At 68.6% G+C, this 16,984-nt stretch carries 17 protein-coding genes and 1 pseudogene; 12 read left to right on the top strand and 6 right to left on the bottom strand.

Going from position 1 to position 16,984, the window contains the following annotated elements; all coding sequences use genetic code 11:
• The first annotated feature begins 75 nt into the window (after positions 1-75).
• Complete coding sequence (locus tag ACGFNH_RS18240) at positions 76-651, top strand: dihydrofolate reductase family protein (protein WP_393654831.1); 576 nt, start codon at positions 76-78, stop codon at positions 649-651.
• Between the two features lie 448 nt (positions 652-1,099).
• Here the strand turns inward: ACGFNH_RS18240 and ACGFNH_RS18235 are convergent.
• Positions 1,100-1,263 (bottom strand): annotated as a pseudogene (locus ACGFNH_RS18235) (VOC family protein); the annotation flags it as partial.
• Between the two features lie 173 nt (positions 1,264-1,436).
• Here ACGFNH_RS18235 and ACGFNH_RS18230 point away from each other — a divergent pair.
• Positions 1,437-1,904 carry a hypothetical protein gene (locus tag ACGFNH_RS18230; protein ID WP_393654829.1) on the top strand — a complete coding sequence of 156 codons (468 nt, stop codon included), beginning with the start codon at positions 1,437-1,439 and terminating at the stop codon, positions 1,902-1,904.
• A 207-nt stretch (positions 1,905-2,111) separates the two neighbouring features.
• Here the strand turns inward: ACGFNH_RS18230 and ACGFNH_RS18225 are convergent, their stop codons facing one another.
• Genes ACGFNH_RS18225 through ACGFNH_RS18215 form a run of 3 tightly spaced genes read right to left on the bottom strand, consistent with a single transcriptional unit; the run spans position 2,112 to position 5,879 of the window.
• Positions 2,112-4,340 carry a xanthine dehydrogenase family protein molybdopterin-binding subunit gene (locus ACGFNH_RS18225; protein ID WP_393654827.1) on the bottom strand — a complete coding sequence of 743 codons (2,229 nt, stop codon included), beginning with the start codon at positions 4,338-4,340 and terminating at the stop codon, positions 2,112-2,114.
• Positions 4,337-5,332 carry an FAD binding domain-containing protein gene (locus tag ACGFNH_RS18220; RefSeq protein WP_393654825.1) on the bottom strand — a complete coding sequence of 332 codons (996 nt, stop codon included), beginning with the start codon at positions 5,330-5,332 and terminating at the stop codon, positions 4,337-4,339. The genes ACGFNH_RS18225 and ACGFNH_RS18220 overlap by 4 nt, the downstream gene beginning before the upstream one ends.
• Positions 5,333-5,354: 22 nt before the next feature.
• Positions 5,355-5,879, bottom strand: a complete 525-nt coding sequence (locus ACGFNH_RS18215) for a (2Fe-2S)-binding protein (RefSeq protein ID WP_393654823.1) — start codon at positions 5,877-5,879, stop codon at positions 5,355-5,357.
• An 887-nt stretch (positions 5,880-6,766) separates the two neighbouring features.
• On the opposite strand from ACGFNH_RS18215, the gene ACGFNH_RS18210 reads away from it, so the two are divergent.
• The 7 genes from ACGFNH_RS18210 (at position 6,767) to ACGFNH_RS18180 (ending at position 11,977) form a co-directional block, all read left to right on the top strand.
• Positions 6,767-6,997 (top strand): response regulator transcription factor, encoded by a 231-nt coding sequence (locus ACGFNH_RS18210; protein WP_393654821.1) that lies wholly within the window; start codon positions 6,767-6,769, stop codon positions 6,995-6,997.
• Between the two features lie 96 nt (positions 6,998-7,093).
• A complete protein-coding gene (locus tag ACGFNH_RS18205; protein WP_393654819.1) occupies positions 7,094-7,381 on the top strand; it encodes a hypothetical protein in 288 nt (95 codons plus the stop codon).
• Positions 7,382-7,483: 102 nt separating this feature from the next.
• Positions 7,484-8,200, top strand: coding sequence for an ATP-binding cassette domain-containing protein (locus tag ACGFNH_RS18200; protein ID WP_393654817.1), 717 nt, complete (start codon positions 7,484-7,486; stop codon positions 8,198-8,200).
• Entirely contained in the window at positions 8,197-9,729 is a 1,533-nt protein-coding gene (locus ACGFNH_RS18195) for a hypothetical protein (protein ID WP_393654815.1), read from the top strand. The genes ACGFNH_RS18200 and ACGFNH_RS18195 overlap by 4 nt, the downstream gene beginning before the upstream one ends.
• Complete coding sequence (locus tag ACGFNH_RS18190; RefSeq protein ID WP_393654814.1) at positions 9,710-9,943, top strand: hypothetical protein; 234 nt, start codon at positions 9,710-9,712, stop codon at positions 9,941-9,943. Before ACGFNH_RS18195 ends, ACGFNH_RS18190 begins: the two co-directional genes overlap by 20 nt.
• The gene (locus ACGFNH_RS18185) at positions 9,912-10,436 is read left to right on the top strand and encodes a hypothetical protein (protein ID WP_393654812.1); all 525 of its coding nucleotides are present in this window, start codon (positions 9,912-9,914) and stop codon (positions 10,434-10,436) included. The genes ACGFNH_RS18190 and ACGFNH_RS18185 overlap by 32 nt, the downstream gene beginning before the upstream one ends.
• Before the next feature lie 305 nt (positions 10,437-10,741).
• Positions 10,742-11,977, top strand: coding sequence for a PP2C family protein-serine/threonine phosphatase (locus ACGFNH_RS18180; protein WP_393654810.1), 1,236 nt, complete (start codon positions 10,742-10,744; stop codon positions 11,975-11,977).
• 427 nt (positions 11,978-12,404) lie between these two features.
• On the opposite strand, the gene ACGFNH_RS18175 is transcribed toward ACGFNH_RS18180, so the two are convergent.
• Together ACGFNH_RS18175 and ACGFNH_RS18170 are read right to left on the bottom strand one after the other, a co-directional pair.
• A complete protein-coding gene (locus tag ACGFNH_RS18175) occupies positions 12,405-12,986 on the bottom strand; it encodes a DsbA family protein (RefSeq protein ID WP_393654808.1) in 582 nt (193 codons plus the stop codon).
• Between the two features lie 309 nt (positions 12,987-13,295).
• A complete protein-coding gene (locus ACGFNH_RS18170) occupies positions 13,296-13,721 on the bottom strand; it encodes an OsmC family peroxiredoxin (RefSeq protein ID WP_393654806.1) in 426 nt (141 codons plus the stop codon).
• A 321-nt stretch (positions 13,722-14,042) separates the two neighbouring features.
• Here ACGFNH_RS18170 and ACGFNH_RS18165 point away from each other — a divergent pair, with 321 nt between their 5' ends.
• The 3 genes from ACGFNH_RS18165 (at position 14,043) to ACGFNH_RS18155 (ending at position 16,875) form a co-directional block, all read left to right on the top strand.
• Positions 14,043-14,594, top strand: coding sequence for an SseB family protein (locus ACGFNH_RS18165; protein WP_393654804.1), 552 nt, complete (start codon positions 14,043-14,045; stop codon positions 14,592-14,594).
• A 678-nt stretch (positions 14,595-15,272) separates the two neighbouring features.
• Positions 15,273-15,890, top strand: coding sequence for an RNA polymerase sigma factor (locus ACGFNH_RS18160; protein ID WP_393654802.1), 618 nt, complete (start codon positions 15,273-15,275; stop codon positions 15,888-15,890).
• Positions 15,883-16,875 (top strand): CU044_5270 family protein, encoded by a 993-nt coding sequence (locus tag ACGFNH_RS18155; protein ID WP_393654800.1) that lies wholly within the window; start codon positions 15,883-15,885, stop codon positions 16,873-16,875. The genes ACGFNH_RS18160 and ACGFNH_RS18155 overlap by 8 nt, the downstream gene beginning before the upstream one ends.
• The last annotated feature ends 109 nt before the right edge of the window (positions 16,876-16,984 follow it).

Here is a 16,984-nt window from a genome sequence, read left to right as displayed (position 1 = left end):
GGTCCGAGGGCGATGAGTTCTCGCAGTGGTCCCAGTCTGTACCCACACCGATCCGCCGCACTCGAGGAGAACGACATGACCGCCACCTACACCTTCGACGTCTTCTCCAGCCTCGACGGCTACGGTGCCGCCAGTGCCAACTGGACCGGATACTGGGGTAAGCAGGGCCCTGAGCTGCTGGACCACCGCCTCGCCTTGTACGACGCGGAGCAGCGGATGGTCTTCGGGGCCAACACCTATCGGGTATTCGCGCGGATGGTGGCCTCGAGCACCGAGGAATCCGAAGTGCGCGACCCATGGGTCACTCGGATGAGGAACCTGCCGACAACGGTGGTGTCGACGACGCTGGAAGGCCCCCTCGACTGGCCGAACGCGACCGTCGTGAGCGGTGACGCCGTCGACGTCGTCGCCCGGCTCAAGGAGGAGTCCGAGGTGCCGTTGCGCTCGCACGGCAGCCTGTCGATGAACCGGGCGCTGATGGCCGCCGGCCTGGTCGACCGCGTGCAAGTGACGCTCTTCCCCGCTATCACCGGTCAGACCGGGCTGGACCCGATCTTCCAGGGTGCGGCCGACTTCGACCTGGAGCTGGTCGAGAACCGGACGCTCGACGGTCACATCCAGGAGCTCATCTACCGACCCACCCTCCATTGACCTGTACGGATTTGCAGGGGATCCGCCATGCCTGCATCCATCCGTTGAGGCTCAAGGAGACAACGCCCGCGGGCTACCAGGAACCAGCGGTACGCGTCCACTTGCACTGCGCCCGCACCAGGTCCTGGGGGAAGTCGCGGTGCACCATGGCAAATTGCGTGTTCGATCCTTCTTGGCGAGTGGGCGCCTCGGCCCTGTCCTCGCGGCTGTGAGCACCGTTGTGCCACCGAACCTTGACGACCACTGGGTTCGTGCCATCGAAGTTTGAGCAGCACGGGTAGCCGGGCGTCAGGGGCGGTGGTGGGCTCGCGGGTGCGTACGCGATCGGCGATCCGGCGTACCTCCCCGGCGCGGGTGCCCGGATGGTTCTTCGGGTGCACGGTCCCTTCGGCAGCCTTCAGCTGAGCTGCTCGGCCAGTCCGACGATGATGCCCTCGGGGCCGCGGACCTAACAGAGCCGATAGCTGTCCTCGTACAGCTCCAACTCGCCGACTGGTTCGGCGCCGTGGGTGCGCAGACGGGCAACGACGTCCTCGATGTCGTCGACGGCGAACATGATGCGACGAATGCCAGCGTGTTCGCCGGCGCATCCTTCGGCCCGGCGCTGATCGCCTACGGCGTGTGGAACATCGTCAAAGCTCCGGGCTCCGAGCTCCTGCCAAAGCCTCTCCACCGCCCACTACTCGTAGTTGACTCCGCGGCACATTCAGGCCCTGGGGTAACTGTCGACTATGAGGGCTTGTGTACGCTCACGACGACTGAATGCTGACACGAGGAGAGACCTGATGAAAAAGAAGAGACTTGTGGGCATACTCGCCGCAGGCGTGGTGGTTGTCGGGACCGGCCTTGTCACCGCGACTCCCGCAGTGGCAGCTCCTCCGTACTGGCAGGAGGTGAGCACCAACTCGAACTGGACGTGCTCGCCGTACAAGGCCCACCGCCTGTCTTTCAACATCAAGTTCAAGACATGCATCGTGCGCAATGCCGCCAATGACGCCCAGGCCGTGCTCGTCGTGCAGAACAGTGGAACCGCTGCGGCCGATATCCGCGGCGTGGTCCATCACCACAACACAGGTGGGACCTACGACGGCAACTGGGACTTCTCGTGCAAGACCTCGAGGCTCAACCCGGGCTTCACCCGCGGTTGTTTCGGCACGACCTTTCCCGGCACGAGTGACATCCAGGCCAGCTCGGAGCTGTGGATGAACGGGAACGAGAACATCAACCTCAGTACCGACTCGTGGCACGGCTGAGGATGCCTGACTGCCGATCAGCGGTGAGGTGATTTTGGTGGCGGCGGGCTGGTGGACCAGCACCGGGCCCGCTGCCCATTTCGCCGCCGCATCCGCCCTTGCCTCTGCGTTCCGCGTCGGCTGAAGGCCGCCTCAGCGTCCGGCAAATGCCCAGGTGAGCGGCCTGGTTCGAGGGGCATTGCGACACCAGAGGTCACATGGCACCGCTCAGAGCATGTCCTCGATCGTGATCGGCATCTTCCTCACCCGCCGCCCCGTCGCGTGATGTATCGCGTTCGCGATGGCGGCCGAGGCGCCGACCTGGCCTATCTCGCCGACTCCCTTGACGCCCAGGGGGTTGACCACGTGGTCCTCGACCTCGACGAGTTCGATCTCGACGTCCGGGGCGTCGGCGTTGACCGCGACCAGGTATTCGCCCAGGTTCGAGTTCGCCCAGCGGCCCGTGTCCGGCTGCATGTAGTTGGCCTCCAGGAGCGCCTGGCCCAGGCCCCAGAGCATGCCGCCCATCAACTGGCTGGACGCAGTTTTGGGGTTGAGGACCCGGCCGGGGGCGAAGGCGCCGACCATGCGGCGGACCCGGATCAGGCCCAGCTCCGGGTCCACGGCGACCTCCGCGAACTGCGCGCCGAACGTCAGCACGCCGTACGGGATCTGCGTCGGGTCGAACGGGTTCCAGGCGCTCGTCGTCTCGGCGTCCGGTTGCATGGTGCGCTGGAGGAAGTCCTCGTACGACTCGGACGCCGCGCCGTCCGTCATCACGCCGTCCCGTACGACCACGTCCCCGGGGTGGGCGCCGTGCAGCGGTGAGCCCTGGTCGGTGACGGCGCGTTCGACGAACTGTTCACGCAGGGCAGTCGCCGCGTTGTGCACGGCGCCGCTGATCATGCCCGCGCCCGACGAGGCGACGGCCGAGGCGCTGCTCGGCAGGTCGGTGTCGCCGTGTTCGAAGCGGCAGTCCTCCACGCGCATGCCGAGGGCGTCGGACGCCACTTGGGCCATCACCGTCGCCACGCCCGTGCCGAACTCCGGTGTGCCGACCTGGATGACGGCGGTGCCGTCCGCGTAGAGACGGGCGCGGGCGCGCTGCGGGTTGATGGGCGGGTTGATGGGGTAGCCGGCGGTGGCCATGCCGGTGCCGAGCAGCCAGTTCCCGTCCCGCCGGGAGCGGGGCGCGGGGTCGCGGTTCTGCCAGCCGAAGCGGGCGGCGCCGCGCTCGTAGCACTCCTTGAGGCCGTTGCTGGACCACGGGTGGCCGGACATCGGGTTGACGTCCGCGAAGTTGCGCAGGCGCAGCTCGATGGGGTCCATGCCGAGTTGGTGGGCGAGTTCGTCCATCGCGCACTCGAGCGCGAACATGCCGCTGGCCTCGCCCGGTGCCCGGGTGAAGGTGGGCGTCATCGTGTTGGCGCGGATGAGCCGGTAGACGCCCTCGTAGGCGGGGCAGGCGTAGATCTGCGGGGAGACGCCGAGCGACGGCTCCGACCAGTGGTCGAAGTGCGAGGTGGGCGAGAGTTTGTGGTGCCGGATGGCTGTGAGGCGGCCGTCCCGGGTGGCGCCGAGCGTGATGTGCTGCTCCTGTTCCTCGCGGTGGCCGACCGAGGTGAACATCTGCTCGCGGGTGAGGGCGAGTTCGACGGGCCGGCCGACTTCGCGGGCCGCCATCGCCGCGAGCGCCGGATGGCTGTGGACCATCGCCTTGGAACCGAAGCTTCCACCGACGTAGTGACCGATGACGCGGACCTTGGACAGCGGCAGCCCCAGCAGCCGGCTCACCGTGAGCTGCGTGGCGTTGACGCCCTGCGTAGCGTCGTGCAGCAGCAGTTCGTCGCCGTCCCACTGCGCCGTGGTCGCCGACGGCTCCAGCGGGTTGTGGTGGTTCGCGGCGTAGGTGAAGACGGACTCCAGGCGGACATCCGCCTGTTCGAGCCCGGCGTCGATGTCCCCGCGCTCGATACGTCCCGGCAGAAAGCCACCGAAGATCGCCTCGGGCTCGTACGCCTGGTCCCGCGCCTGCCCGATGGTGGTGACCGACGGCTCCTCCGCGTACGTGATGCGCAGCAGGCTCGCGGCGTGCTGGGCCCGTTCCCAGGTGTCGCCGATGACGAGCGCGACCTGCTGGCCCGCGTAGTGGACGACGTCGTCCTGGAACGGGAAGAAGGTCTGCCCGGGGGCGGCGGTGCCGGCCAACGAGGGGACCAGCGGTGGCTGGGACGCGATCCGGGGGAGGTTCTCGTGGGTCAGCACCGCGAGTACGCCCTCCTCGTCCAGGGCGGCGCTCGCGTCGATGGAGGTGATCCGGCCGCTCGCGATACGCGCGCCGACCACGCAGGCGTACGCCAGGCCGGGGACGGGGATCTCGGCGGAGTAGCGGGCCGTGCCCGTGACCTTGGGGCGGCCGTCGACACGGTCGAGGGGCCGGCCTATCGCTGTGGTCATGCCGGACTCCCGTTCCCCACAAGGGTTTCGAGGGCGCGTACGATCGAGCGCTGCGCCAGTTCGATCTTGAATGCGTTCATGGCGGTGGGGCGCGCGCCGGACATCTCGGCGCGCGCCGCCTGCTCGAAGCTGTCCCGCCGGGCCGGAGCCCCGATCAGGAAGTCCTCGACGTGCCGGGCGCGCCAGGGCTTGGTGGCCACGCCTCCCAGGGCCATCCGGACGTCGGCGATCGTGCCGTCCACGAGGGACAGCGCGGCGGCCACCGAGGCCAGGGCGAACTCGTAGGACGCGCGGTCGCGCACCTTCAGATACAGCGAGTGACGCGCCAGGGGCATCGGCGGGATCTCGATCGCGGTGATGAGTTCGCCGTGTTCCATGGGGTGTTCGCGGTGCGGGGTGGTGCCGGGGAGCAGGAAGAAGTCGTCGAGGTCGTAGACCTTCTCCCCGCTGGGCGCCAGGGTGTGCACGCGTGCGTCGACCGCCATGAGAGCAACCGCCAGGTCGGAGGGGTGCGTGGCGATGCAGTGCTCGCTGGTGCCCAGGACGGCGTGGCCCCGGCTGAAGCCCTCGACCGCAGAGCAACCGCTGCCCGGATCACGCTTGTTGCACGGGGACCTGGCGTCGCGGAAGTACGAACAGCGCACCCGTTGCAGGAGGTTGCCGCCCATGGACGCCATGTGGCGCAGCTGGGCGGACGCTCCGAGTTCCAGTGCCTGTGCGATCACGGGGAAGCGTTCGCGGACCACGGGCGCCGCGGCGACATCGCTCATCCGTGCCAGGGCACCGATGAGCAGGCCTCCCTCGGGAGGCCCTGCGATGCCGGTCAGGGGAAGGCCGTTGATGTCGACGAGGCGGCGGGGGGTGAGGACGTTCTGCCGGAGCAGGTCGACCTCAGTGGTGCCGCCCGCGAGGAAGTCGCTGGTGGGGTCCGCGCTGACGGCGGCGACCGCGGTGGCCGTGTCGACGGCGCGGGAGTATGTGATGGGCCGCACGGCGGGTGCCCCCTAGGTCAGGTCAGGTCTGGTCGCGGACGGCGCGGACGGCGGCCCGGATGTGGGGATAGGCGGCGCAGCGGCAGATGTTGCCGCTCATCCATTCCTTGATCTCGGCGTCGTCCCCGGCGTGGCCTTCTTCGAGGAGCGCCACCGCGGACATGATCTGGCCGGGTGTGCAGTAGCCGCACTGGAAGGCGTCCTCGGCGATGAACGCCCGCTGCATGGCGTGCAGTTCGTCGCCTTCGGCGAGGCCTTCGATCGTGGTGATCTCCCGGCCTTCGCAGGTCATCGCGAGGGTGAGGCAGGAGAGCACCCGGCGTCCGTCCACCCACACCGTGCAGGCGCCGCAGGTGCCCTGGTCGCAGCCCTTCTTCGCGCCGGTGAGATGGGCGTGCTCCCGCAGGGCGTCGAGCAGGCTGACGCGCGGCTCGATCTCCAGGGAGTGTTCGGCCCCGTTGATCGACAGGGTGACGTGGACGAGCCCCGGCCCGCGTTCCTCGAGGACCGCGCCCCGCTCAGTGAGCGATGGACCGCGTGCAGACATGGCACACCTCCGGAGAGCCTCCCTTTCATGCTCATCCCGGAGAAAAACCCGCGCAACCGTGACCGCGGCGCTCGCGGGATCCGGGGGCCGGTGGTGGCCCGACCTCGACCGGCGGAGGGCTCTCTGACTGCGGTCAGGCAATGGATCCGACGCTGGTCGCACGCCCGCCTCGGCTTGATCGAGGTCGGCGGGGGTCGGCGGTGGTCGGCGGTGGTCGGCGGAGGCGCCGGTCGGTGGTGGCCCCCTGCTGTCGCCCTGGTCCGTCGCTGCGGCACCACTCTCCGATACCTGTATCGCGCTTTTCGGGCACTTCGTCCCGTGCGGGGCGTGGGAGGCTGTGTGTCTCTTCGAGGGACTCCTCCCTCCAGGACAACGACCCCGTGCATCGGGAGGAGAGCGAGGAATGCCGACCGAGTGCCATTGAGCGGGATCCGCCGATTCGGCGCGTCGCACCTGGACCTGGAGCCGCCCGAACAAGACGCCGAGAGACGGCCGAGAGACGGCCCCTTGAGGCGAAAAGGGGGACTGGCAGGGTCTTGGCAACTACCGCGTTTCGGCCACCGGTGGCACGCGAAACATGGCCCCGCAGCCATTCCGCTTCAGGGGAACTCCGCACGAACTTGCGGTCTGTTCATGATTCCGCCGGCCGGACCTGAGTAGGCGAATTGACGCCAGCTCACCACCATCCCTTGCCCGCCGTTCATGCCGCGCCTACGGTAACCGCTGCGACTCGGGGTTCTGACCAAGCCGACCAGGGTCAATGCGCAGTCGAACGAATGGGCGGGAGACCGCCGTCACGGGGGATCGGAATTGAGATGTCATCAGGCCGAAATGGTGATCACGAAGAGACGCATGTCTGCTGCAGAGGGTTCAGCATGCCGCCATGGGTGCGTAATGCGGATCTGTCTCTTCTGACCGCGCGAGAGCATGAAGTCCTCGCCGCGCTGGGCGACTGTCTGTCGAACACCGTGATAGCGACCCGTTGGCGCATAGCGGAGCGAACGGTCAAGAAGCATGTCACCAGCGTGTTCGTCAAGCTGGAGATCTCCTCGCGGGCGGAAGCCGCCGTCATAGCGACCTACAGGAAGTGCGCCGAGCGGTGCCCCTCAGGACACTAGCGCCATTGCTATGGGCATGACAGTTTCTGCCGGGTCAACATCGACCACAGGGGAGAACCAACTGTGTCTGCGTCAACTCTCGTACGGGAACCGGAAATGGTAGAGGCGAAGGCCGTCAGCGCGTTCACATCCGCGTCGATCGGCGCGTACGTGGCTGCGACCACGGCGCCCGAGCGTGCCATCGCGTCGATCAGAACGAAGATCGACAAGGGGCTCGTCCGCTACGACGCCTGGTTCCTGATCTTCACCGCTGTCATCCTCGGTCTCGGCGCCACCATCTTCGCCGGACTGGTCGTCTGGTGTGTGGTGAAGCAGAACAAGCGTTTCAGCGGCTCCTGGTCCTTCAAGAACTTCGGCCTGAAGGTTCACGCCGAATGCGTGTAGCTGTCTGACAGCTAAGTTTGACGGTGCCCAGGAAGTCCCCGTGGTAACGGGTTTCCTGGGCACCGCCCTGGTCGACGGACTCGGTAAAGGATCAACGCGACAGTGTCTCTCCTGAATGTCAACGGCGTCAGCTACTCCTATGACGGCATTGTCAACGTCCTGTTGGACGTGTCCTTCACGGTTGAGGAAGGCACGATCGTCGGTCTCGTCGGGCCCAACGGCTCCGGAAAGTCAACGCTGATCAAGAACATCTTCGACCTCGTGCGCCTTCAGTCCGGGTCCATCCGGATAGGCGGCCATGAGCACGCCCGGCCCGAGGCGAAGCAGCTCGGCATGTATCTGTCGAGCAACGACTACCTTCCCGAGTTCCTCACCGCACGCGAATACATCTCCATGATGGGAAAACTGTTCGACCTCGACGCCGACCACGGTGAAGCCCTCGGCCTGTTCCGCAAGTTCTCCATGGAGGGCCGCTACGACGACCTCATCGAGGACTACTCGCACGGCATGCGCAAGAAGACGCAGCTGGTGTCCGCGCTCGTCATCCGCCCGCCGCTGACCATCATCGACGAGACCCTCAACGGCATCGACCTCGAAGCGCTGCACCTCGCCGAGAAGGAATTCAGGCGGGTCCGCGACGAGGGCGGCTCGATTCTGCTGTGCACACACGACTTTGCCGTGCTGGAACGCCTGGCCGACAGCACCATCTTTCTCGACCTGGGCCAAGTGGTGTACGACGAGCCGACGCAGGATCTGGTCGAAGAACACGGATCGTTGGCCGCCATGGTGTTCGACTACCTCGAAACGTCCCAGCGGTGACGGCGGTACGGCTGAGGCATTCCGCCGTTCTGGCCCGGATGCTCCTCGTCTTCTTCCGCCGCCGGGTGCTGCGCGTCGGAGTCCTGAAGTCCGCCCCGGTCAGAGTGTTCGTCACGGTGGCGGCCGTTCTGCTGCTGGGCGTCATGTGCACCGCGTCCTACTTCTTCCTGCGCCCCCTGGCCGACGAAGCGGCCGTGTGGCGGCTGCTGTTCGACACCTCGACGGTGTCCCTCCTGCTGTGGGTGCAGATCGCGTTCCTGCTGGTGAAGGTGTTGTTCATCAACGCCGAAGGGATGCTCCAGCTCAGCTACCAGCTCCCGGTCACCAATCGGGAACGCTCGGCGGCGTTCCTCATGTACGAAGCGGCGATGACCGCCGTCGTGGCGGCCGCGGGCCTCGTCTCCCTCTCCGTCAGCGCGTTGGTCATCCTCGGCCCCTCCGCGGCCGGCTACATCACCGCCTCGATCGTCCTCCCGGTCGTCCTGACCCACCTGGCGCTGTCCGTCCTGTACCAGTTGCTGACGCGGCTGTGGATGCTGATGCGGCTCAGCCGGATGGCGGGCATCCTCAACGTGCTCGCCCTGTTCGCGGTGCTGGCGTACTACTCCGCGCAGATGACACCGATGATCCAGGACATCTCCGGCGCGTACCTGAGCAAGCGGACCGAGTACACATGGGTCACGTCGGTGTCCTGGGCCTGGAACGAACAGGGTCCCTGGCTGACACTGGCCGCCGTGGCGGCATTGTCGGCCGTGCTCGTGGCTTTGGTCTTCACGCTCGCCCCGAACCAGCACGTACGCCAGTCCCGCTACCTGAAACTCCCCGGAAGCGTGCGGCTGCGAGGCGTTCTCGGGCCGTACGACTGGTGTCTGCTGCGCAGTGCGCAGACCGTGGCCGCCGCCGCGATGGCGCTGGCCGTCTTCGTCTACCTGCTGCTGGCCAAACCCTCGGTGAACCCGCTGTGGGGCCTCGCCGCCCTGTCCTTCGGCGGCCTGTACCAGTTCACCGCCACCCAGCAGCTGCGGGTGCTGCCCGGCGCGCAGGAAACGGCCTGGCGGGTCTATCTGCGGCTCATCAGGGCGCAGTTGGTCCTTCTCGCCGTGTTCGCCGTGCCCGCTCTCGCGATCACGGTTGCGATCCATCCGGGCGGGTTCCTCTCCAGCGCGGTGGCGCTGGCGTCATGCCTGGGCGGAGCGGTCATGACCACGTGCATCAGCATCGTGTTCCCGGCAGAGAAGGACAACCCGTTCTCCGTGTTCCTGGGGCTGTCCGTGGTCATCATCGTGATGGGCCTGTCGGTGATCGGGCTCGGGCTGCTCAGTCTCCCGCCCTGGGCGGTGATCGGCTGCCTCGCCGGGGCAGCCGTGGCGTTCGTCTGGTACGCGGTGCAAGGAATCCACACAAGCGAGGCGAGGAGAAGGAATGTTCAAGGCACGGTCGGTAGTGAAGTCCGCCATCGGGGCCGCTCTGCTGACGCTGGTCACCGTAGCGGTGACCCTGCTCACCCTCATGTTCTCAACAGGCACTGACGAGATCGTCGAACGGAAGGCGTTCTTCGGATCGATGATCTTCGAGACGGTGAAGAAGGACAACGGGGCACTGGGCATCACCACGGGCGTCGAGAACCCGTTCCCGCTCATCGTCCTCTTCCTCGTGCTCACCGTCGTCCTGGCGTTGATCCAGGCCATCTACCGGGGGTTGAAGCAGCGCCGTGAGCAGCTCCTCAACGAGTCCGGCAGCTGACCTGAAGGTCCGCACCGTCGCGTGGGCAGTGGCCGCCCAGGTGTGGCCACTGCTGGCGTTCGCGGGTGTCCTCCTGGCCGCGGCTCTCGTCTGGATGGCGCGCTCCGGTGACCCGGTACCGGCCTCTCTGGCGTGGGTACTGCTGGTCAAACCGGCCGCCTTGGGCCTGGTGGCCCCGTTCGCCCTGCACGAGTCGGCACACGTGCTCGTCCTGAAACGGATCCGTACGGTCACTCACATCGCGATCGAGCGGACGGCGTTGCGCACGTCGGTTGTCCCGGAAGGGACCATGACCGCACGGCAGACGGCCGTGGTGGCCCTGTCGGGGCCGTTCGCCTGCGTCGCGGTGGGCGCCCTCCTGTGGCTTTCCGGCCTCGACCGGTCCTTGGCTTGGTGGTATCTCGCCCACATCGTGTTCCTCTTGCCGTTCTTCGGCGACGGCCGGGCCCTTTGGCACAGCTTCCACGCGATATGGAGGCAGCCGGTCGAATGAGACGGGAGTCGGCATCCTCCGCCCCGTAGCGGCACGCGACGAAGGGCCGGCTCGGCGGAGTCATCCGCCGGAGCCGGCCCTTGGCCGCTTCACCGACCCGGGCGGACGGACGCCCATCGCGTCGGGGCAATGCAAGAAGGCCTGCACTCGCCTCCTGTGCGGTCCGAGCGGCAAAGACATGCCGCTTACGGCGTAATCGGCTCTGCGGGCGGGGAAGCCCGGCCACTCTGTGGGAGCTGATCAGGGTCACCCGTTCGGTGATCGAGACAGCCCGCGGAACGCACTGGCAGGGCGAAAGGGCGGCTATGGAAGAGGGCGAGCTCCCGCCGGACAAGGTGGTGGTGGATCGGTCGGAAGGATTCGGTGAGCGGCTCCTGGGGGTGCTGCTGGACCGGGCGCACGAGATGCCGCCTCAGCTGATCGCACCGCTGATCGCGGAGGAGATCGCCGCCGTGGGCGGCCGTGACGTCTCGATCCTTCTGCAGGACTACGCCCAGCTGCTGCTGGTACCGCTACCGGGCAGGGGGCTCGTGGTGGGTGAGCCGGTGCCGATCGGCGGTTCCCCCGCCGGCCGCGCCTTCCTCAGTGCCCATGCTGTCGAGGTCGCGGAGCCCGGCGGCGTCCGGATGTACCTGCCGCTGCTGGACGGCAGCGACCAGGTGGGAGTGATCGTCCTGACCCTGGACACCGTGGATGACGACGATCGACGGCTGTTGCGCAGGCTCGCCGGCCTGGTGGCCGACATGATCGTCACCAAGAGCAGCTACACGGACCAGTTCTTCCAGGCCCGGCGCCGCGAGCCGATGAGCGTGGCCGCTGAGATCCAGTGGTCCCTGCTGCCACCGGTGGCGATGGCCACACCTCAGGTCGCCGTGGCCGGAATCCTCGAACCCGCCTACAGCATCGCCGGCGACAGCTTCGACTACGCCCTCAACGACGACATCCTGCACGTGGCCATGATCGATGCGATGGGCCACGGACTGGACGCCGCCACGATGGCAACCGTGGCCATCGGCGCCTACCGGCACGCCAGACGTGCCGACATCGACCTCGCGGAAATCTACGCGTTCATGGACCGGGCCATCGCCGAACAGTTCGGCCCCGATCACTTCGCCACTGCGCAGATGATGAGCCTGAACATCACGACGGGCCGCCTGGAATGGGTCAACGCGGGCCATCCCGCACCGCTGCTGATCCGCGACCGCCAGGTCGTCGGACGACTGGAGAGCCCGACCACCTTGCCGGTCGGATTCGGCGGCGAACAACCACGGATCAGTGAGCGGATGCTGGACCCCGGAGACCGGGTGCTGTGCTTCACCGACGGCCTGATCGAGCACCGGGTCGGCAAGGAAGAGTTCGGCGAAGAACGCCTCATCCACTGGGTTCACCGCATCGAATCCGAAGAGGAAGGCATCCGTGGCGTGGTGCGCTCCCTCTCCCACACCTTGACGCGCGAACGAGGCGGTACCAGCGACGACTCGACGCTCTTCCTGGTCGAATGGCGCGGAGGCAACGTCGACGCCCTCGCCGTGCTGGACTGAACTCGCGGTGCCCGTATCCAGCCGCCGGGAGTCCCTTCCGCTCCGGGCGCCCAGGAACGGGTGTTCATGCCCCGGCCGTCGTGTGACCGCGTTTGCGGATCGTTCGCATGGGGTGGGGGAGGCCTCGGCGCGGCCCTGGCCCTCCACCATCAGGCCCTCCCGGACCAGGTGCTGTCTCTGTCTTTGCTGGGCCGAACCCCGTTACGGCCAGCGCGAGATGACGATTCGCTGCCGACCGGGCCGCGCCTACGCGGAGTCGGGCCCGGTCGGTGACGCGCGCGAGCAGTTCCGTACGGCACTCGCGGTTCCCGGTGCCGACGCGCAGCCCGAGGAACGGAGATGGCGCTCGCGGGGCTGAAGGGCTGCGGAGACGGAATGCCCCGGGGCAGCAGTTGAGTCGGACCGCCGGATGCGGGGACGCCCGCCGTCACACGCCCGAGTGCTCGGCCGCGTGGACCGCCGCCTTGAGGGTGCCGGGGTGCGGCGGGACGGCGAGGCCGTCCACGAAGACCGTGGGGGTGCCTGCGACTCCGTGTTCGGCCGCGCTCGCGGTCACGTACGGCGGCCAGTCGAGATGCACACCGCCGTGCACGCATTCCGCGAAGGCGGCGGCGGTCAGCCCCACCGTGGCGCCGATGTCGACGAGTTGCTGGTCGTCGAGGCCCGTGCTGCCCTCGGGCGGCTGGTTCGCGAAGAGCGCCTTGGCGTACTCGCGGAACGTGCGCCCGTCGGCCGCGCAGCCCGAGGCCGCCGACGCGCGCGTGGAATAGCGCGTGGCCGACATCCCGTCGAGGAACGCCAGGGGGTGGAAGGTGGCCGTGATCCGGTTCTCGGCCAGCATGTGGTCCAGGATCGGTCCCGAGGCCTCCTCGAAGTGGCGGCAGAAGGGGCACTGGAAGTCGATGTGGATGTCGACGGCGATCGCCCCCGCGCCGACCATGACGCCGTCCCCCGCCTCGTTCGCGCCGGCCGGGATCCGGGCCGGCCGGGATGCCATTTGCGTACGCATGGGATCCTCCTCGCCTCAAGCCGCGGCGGATGCGTCGCGGGGGCGGACGGTGGGCGCCCGGAACCGCTCCTTCAACCGTAGGCGCACACACGTCGGGGACGCGCCTCCAGCACGGTGTACGGCCTGAGCTCCGGCTCTTCCTGCGCGTAGTGCGGCATGACGCCGGGTGGCCATACGGGTTCCCGGGAGCTCCGTGCCGTGCCGTGGGCGCCGGGCGGGCAAAACCCCCGGCCGCCAGCGGCCGGGGGCCTTTGCGTTCGGCCTGCGGCGTCGTGCCGGATCGGCGGGCGACACCTCGGGTCCGCGGCGTCAGGACAGGGCTGCGGTGAGGCTGATCGTCGTACCTGTGAGGGCTTTGCTCACCGGGCAGTTGGACTTCGCGTCCTCCGCGGCCGCCCGGAAGGCCGCCTCGTCGGCGCCCGGCACCTGGCCTTCCACGGTGAGGTGGATGCCGGTGATGCCGGTACCCGGCTGGAGGGTGACCGCGGCCTTCGTCGTGATCATGGTCGGTGGGGTTCCGGCCTGGGTGAGCGTGTTCGCCAGTGCCATCGAGAAGCAGCTCGAGTGGGCGGCGGCGATCAGCTCCTCGGGGCTGGTCCGGCCTTGCGGTTCCTCGGCGCGGGAAGCCCAGGTCACGGGGAAGTGAGCGGCTCCGGAGGAGTCGAGCGTGACCTCCCCGGAGCCCTTGAGCAGATCGCCTTCCCACTCGGTGTGGGCGTTGCGCGTCGTGGCCACGATCAATCCTTCCGGTGTTCGGACGACATCTCCCCGATCGTCTGCTCACGGCGGCCGACCGGGCTCCCGACGCGCCGTACCGCTCACCGCGCCCCGTCCGTCTGGCCCGTGTGTGCCCTCCTCGGGCCGCCCCTGCCGTCGCACCGCCGATTCCCTGGTCCACAGGTGGCCGTCCAGGGGGCAGGGCGACTTAGCCTTGGTGGTATTGCCACGTTCGCCCCGGTTCGCTACCTCCGGGTGACAGCCGGCGGTGACTGCGGCAAGCCGCGTCGTCCGTGTCCGGCGGGCGGCCGGAACGACGCCCGGCGAGAGGAGCCTGACGTGAGCAGCTCGACTCCCGACGACCATGCGCCCCCGACCGACGGGGCGCCTCCCACCGACTCCATCGATCCCCCCGGTTCCACCGCTTCCACCGAGGGGCTCCGGTCCGAGGAGGACGCGGAGGCCCAGGCCGCGCAGGAGGCCGCGGAGACCCAGGCCGCGCTGGTCGATCTCGCGAACAGCACGGCCCTGCTGCCACAGGCACCGCCTCCCGAGGGCGAGGACGTCCCCGAAGGGGCGATCGCGCTGCCGGTGATCGAGCAGGACGGCACGCGCTACATCCCCGTCTTCACCACCGAAGAGGCACTCGTGGCGGCCGGGGGAGACCCCGGTGCGGCCGTCCGTCTGCCCATCGCCGAACTGGCCGCCAACTGGCCGGAGGACGACCTGTGGCTGACGGTCAACCCGACCAGCGAAAAGGGCCTCGCCCTCCCGGCCGAGCTGGTCCGGGCGCTGCCCGTCTTCAGTCGGGCCGACGGCCAGGCGGACCAGGGTGGCGGCGAGGGAGGCGGCCCGGGCCCCGGAGAGCCGAACCGGCCACCGGCCGCGTGATCCTCCCGTACCGCTCCGGCCCGCGGCAGCGCTGCCGCGGGCCGGAGCGGGCGGCTTGTTTGGGCACGGGCCTCATGGGTACCCCGCGAGGCGCATCGCGGCGTGCGCGGCTTCCTGGCGTCGTGAGGAGCCGGCGGCGGCTACGACGGCGCTGATGGCTACGACGAGTTCATCCGGCTCGTAGCCACAGAGTCCAGGTCTCAGGGACCGGGCGACGGCGCTGACGTACCCCCGTGCAAGCGCTCGCCGATCGGATCACCGGGGCTGACGTCGATGCCCCGCCGCGTCCTCCGACCGAGGGTGCCTCGCCGCTCCTTGCCGTCAGGGGACGTGGCGGAGAAATCCGAGCCGGCCGGGTGCGTACGACAGGGGGCCGGGCGGCACCTGAGTCAATGCCTGAGCCGGACATCCGAGCGGGGACGTCCGGGGAGAGGAAAGTTCCGGGGACAACCGGCTCCCCTCCACCCCGTTCCACGACGACCCACGTCCGGTCCGGCGGAATCCTCCGCCGGACCGGACCTTTTCGCTGCTCACGTCCGTACCGCAGACTGCCCCCACGCACCTCCGGACGTCCCCGTTCTCCCGCCCCGCAGGCCGGATGGAACCCGAATCCGCCGCAGGGCGAAGAACAGGCGAAAGCCCAAGTCTTCGAGAGACGTTCGGACGAAAGGAGCCCCGATGACCGTCGAACCCGGCGTCAGGGTGGGGCAGCAGCAAAGTGACGCCACGGTGATCGAGCGGTCCTGGGATGAGCCCGAGGCATTCGCCGTTCTCTTCGACCGCCACGCCGAATCGGTACACCGCTACGCGGCACGCCGGCTCGGCACGGATGTCGCCGACGACCTGATGGCGGAGACCTTTGCCATCGCGTTCCAGCGGCGGCACCGGTACAACTCCGAGCGGGCCGACGCCCGCCCCTGGCTGTTCGGCATCGCGACCAACCTCGTCGGCCGGCACCGCCGGGCCGAGGCCCGGCGCTTCAAGGCGCTCGCGAAGCTCCCGGCGGACGACGCGCCGGGGCAGCACGACGGCGTCGCCGACCAGGTGGCTGCTCGGGTCAGTGCCCACGGAGTGCGCCGGGAACTCGCCGGTGCGCTGTCCAGGCTCTCCGCCCGCAACCGCGATGTGTTGCTGCTGGTGGCCTGGGGTGACCTCAGCTATGAGGAAGCCGCGTCGGCGCTGGACGTACCGGTGGGAACGGTCCGATCACGGATGCACAGGGCTCGCAGCACGCTGCGCGAGGCGTTGGGCGGTTCTGATCCGACAGCATTCCGAGAGGAATCCAGCCATGAATGACCTCAACGTCCTGCGGGAGTGGGACGCCGAGGCGCAGCCGCTCACGGACGACGCCCGGCTCCGTGCCCGTGCCCGCCTGTTCCGGGAGATGAACGGAACGCGCGGGGCATCGCCCGCCGTTCCGCTGTTCCGCCGCCCGGTGCTGCGGACGGTGGTGGCAGTTGCCGCGGCCGCGGCCGTCGCGACGACGGCGGTCGTCGCCCTCGACGACGGCGGCGGCCGGTCCGCCACGGAGGCGTCACCGCGGGCCGACGCCCCGCAGATGCAGCCGGTCAGCGCGGCGACCGTGCTCAACGCCGCCGCCGCACGCGAGCGCAAGCAGGACCCCACCGTCGCCCCGCGCGACGACCAGTTCATCTACACCAAGGAGATCATCAAGGAGATCGACCGGAAGACCCACGAGACCAAGTCCTACGTCGACGAGAGCTGGAGGTCCGTGGACGACTCCAAGCGTTCCTGGGTGATGGAGATCGGCCGTGGCTGGTGGGCGGATCCGCTGAAGCCCAACGAGTCCCTCTGGCCTCCGTCCGACTGGGACACGCTGAAGAAGCTGCCCACGGACCCGGACGAGCTCATCCTCGCCGCCCGATTCTGGCCCGAGGAGCGGCCCAAGTCCGTTGACGAGATCCCCATGGAGGAGTGGGGGTTCATCCAGTCCCTTCTGGACGGCCTTCTCTCCCTGACGCCGGTGATGCCGGAAGGTCTGCGCGCGGCCGCGTTCGAAGCGCTGGCGAAGGTCCCCGGCATCACGGCGACCTCGGGCATGAAGGACGCCAAGGGACGCAGCGGGATCGGAATCTCGTTCAAGGACCCGACGGGGGAGTGGCACTCGCACAAATTCGCCATCTTCGCCGAGGGCACGTACGAGTTCCTGGGCTTCAAGGATGTACGGACGTCCGACTCCGCCGCCGGCAGGAAGACCTACACCCAGCTCTCGTACCTCGACCGCTACGCCGTCGTCGACCACGCGAAGCAGCGGCCGTAGGCCCGCTCCCGGAAAGGGGCACCCGGCCGGGTGCCCCTTTGGTGCCGCTCGGCATCGCGGCGCCCCCTGCCCGTACGGATCACGGCAGTTGAGCGGGCGCGGCCTGTTC

The sequence above is a fragment of the Streptomyces sp. NPDC048639 genome (assembly GCF_043199075.1).
GTDB lineage: Bacteria > Actinomycetota > Actinomycetes > Streptomycetales > Streptomycetaceae > Streptomyces.
The sequence above is the reverse complement of the archived record's forward strand: the minus strand, read 5'-3'. Positions and strand labels throughout refer to the sequence as shown.

Coding starts and splice junctions, on each gene's coding strand:
- ACGFNH_RS18240 (WP_393654831.1), top strand. CDS start 76: ATGACCGCCACCTACACCTTCGACGTCTTCTCCAGCCTCGACGGCTAC.
- ACGFNH_RS18230 (WP_393654829.1), top strand. CDS start 1,437: ATGAAAAAGAAGAGACTTGTGGGCATACTCGCCGCAGGCGTGGTGGTT.
- ACGFNH_RS18225 (WP_393654827.1), bottom strand. CDS start 4,340: ATGACCACAGCGATAGGCCGGCCCCTCGACCGTGTCGACGGCCGCCCC.
- ACGFNH_RS18215 (WP_393654823.1), bottom strand. CDS start 5,879: ATGTCTGCACGCGGTCCATCGCTCACTGAGCGGGGCGCGGTCCTCGAG.
- ACGFNH_RS18205 (WP_393654819.1), top strand. CDS start 7,094: ATGGTAGAGGCGAAGGCCGTCAGCGCGTTCACATCCGCGTCGATCGGC.
- ACGFNH_RS18190 (WP_393654814.1), top strand. CDS start 9,710: ATGTTCTCAACAGGCACTGACGAGATCGTCGAACGGAAGGCGTTCTTC.
- ACGFNH_RS18180 (WP_393654810.1), top strand. CDS start 10,742: ATGGAAGAGGGCGAGCTCCCGCCGGACAAGGTGGTGGTGGATCGGTCG.
- ACGFNH_RS18175 (WP_393654808.1), bottom strand. CDS start 12,986: ATGCGTACGCAAATGGCATCCCGGCCGGCCCGGATCCCGGCCGGCGCG.
- ACGFNH_RS18160 (WP_393654802.1), top strand. CDS start 15,273: ATGACCGTCGAACCCGGCGTCAGGGTGGGGCAGCAGCAAAGTGACGCC.
- ACGFNH_RS18155 (WP_393654800.1), top strand. CDS start 15,883: ATGAATGACCTCAACGTCCTGCGGGAGTGGGACGCCGAGGCGCAGCCG.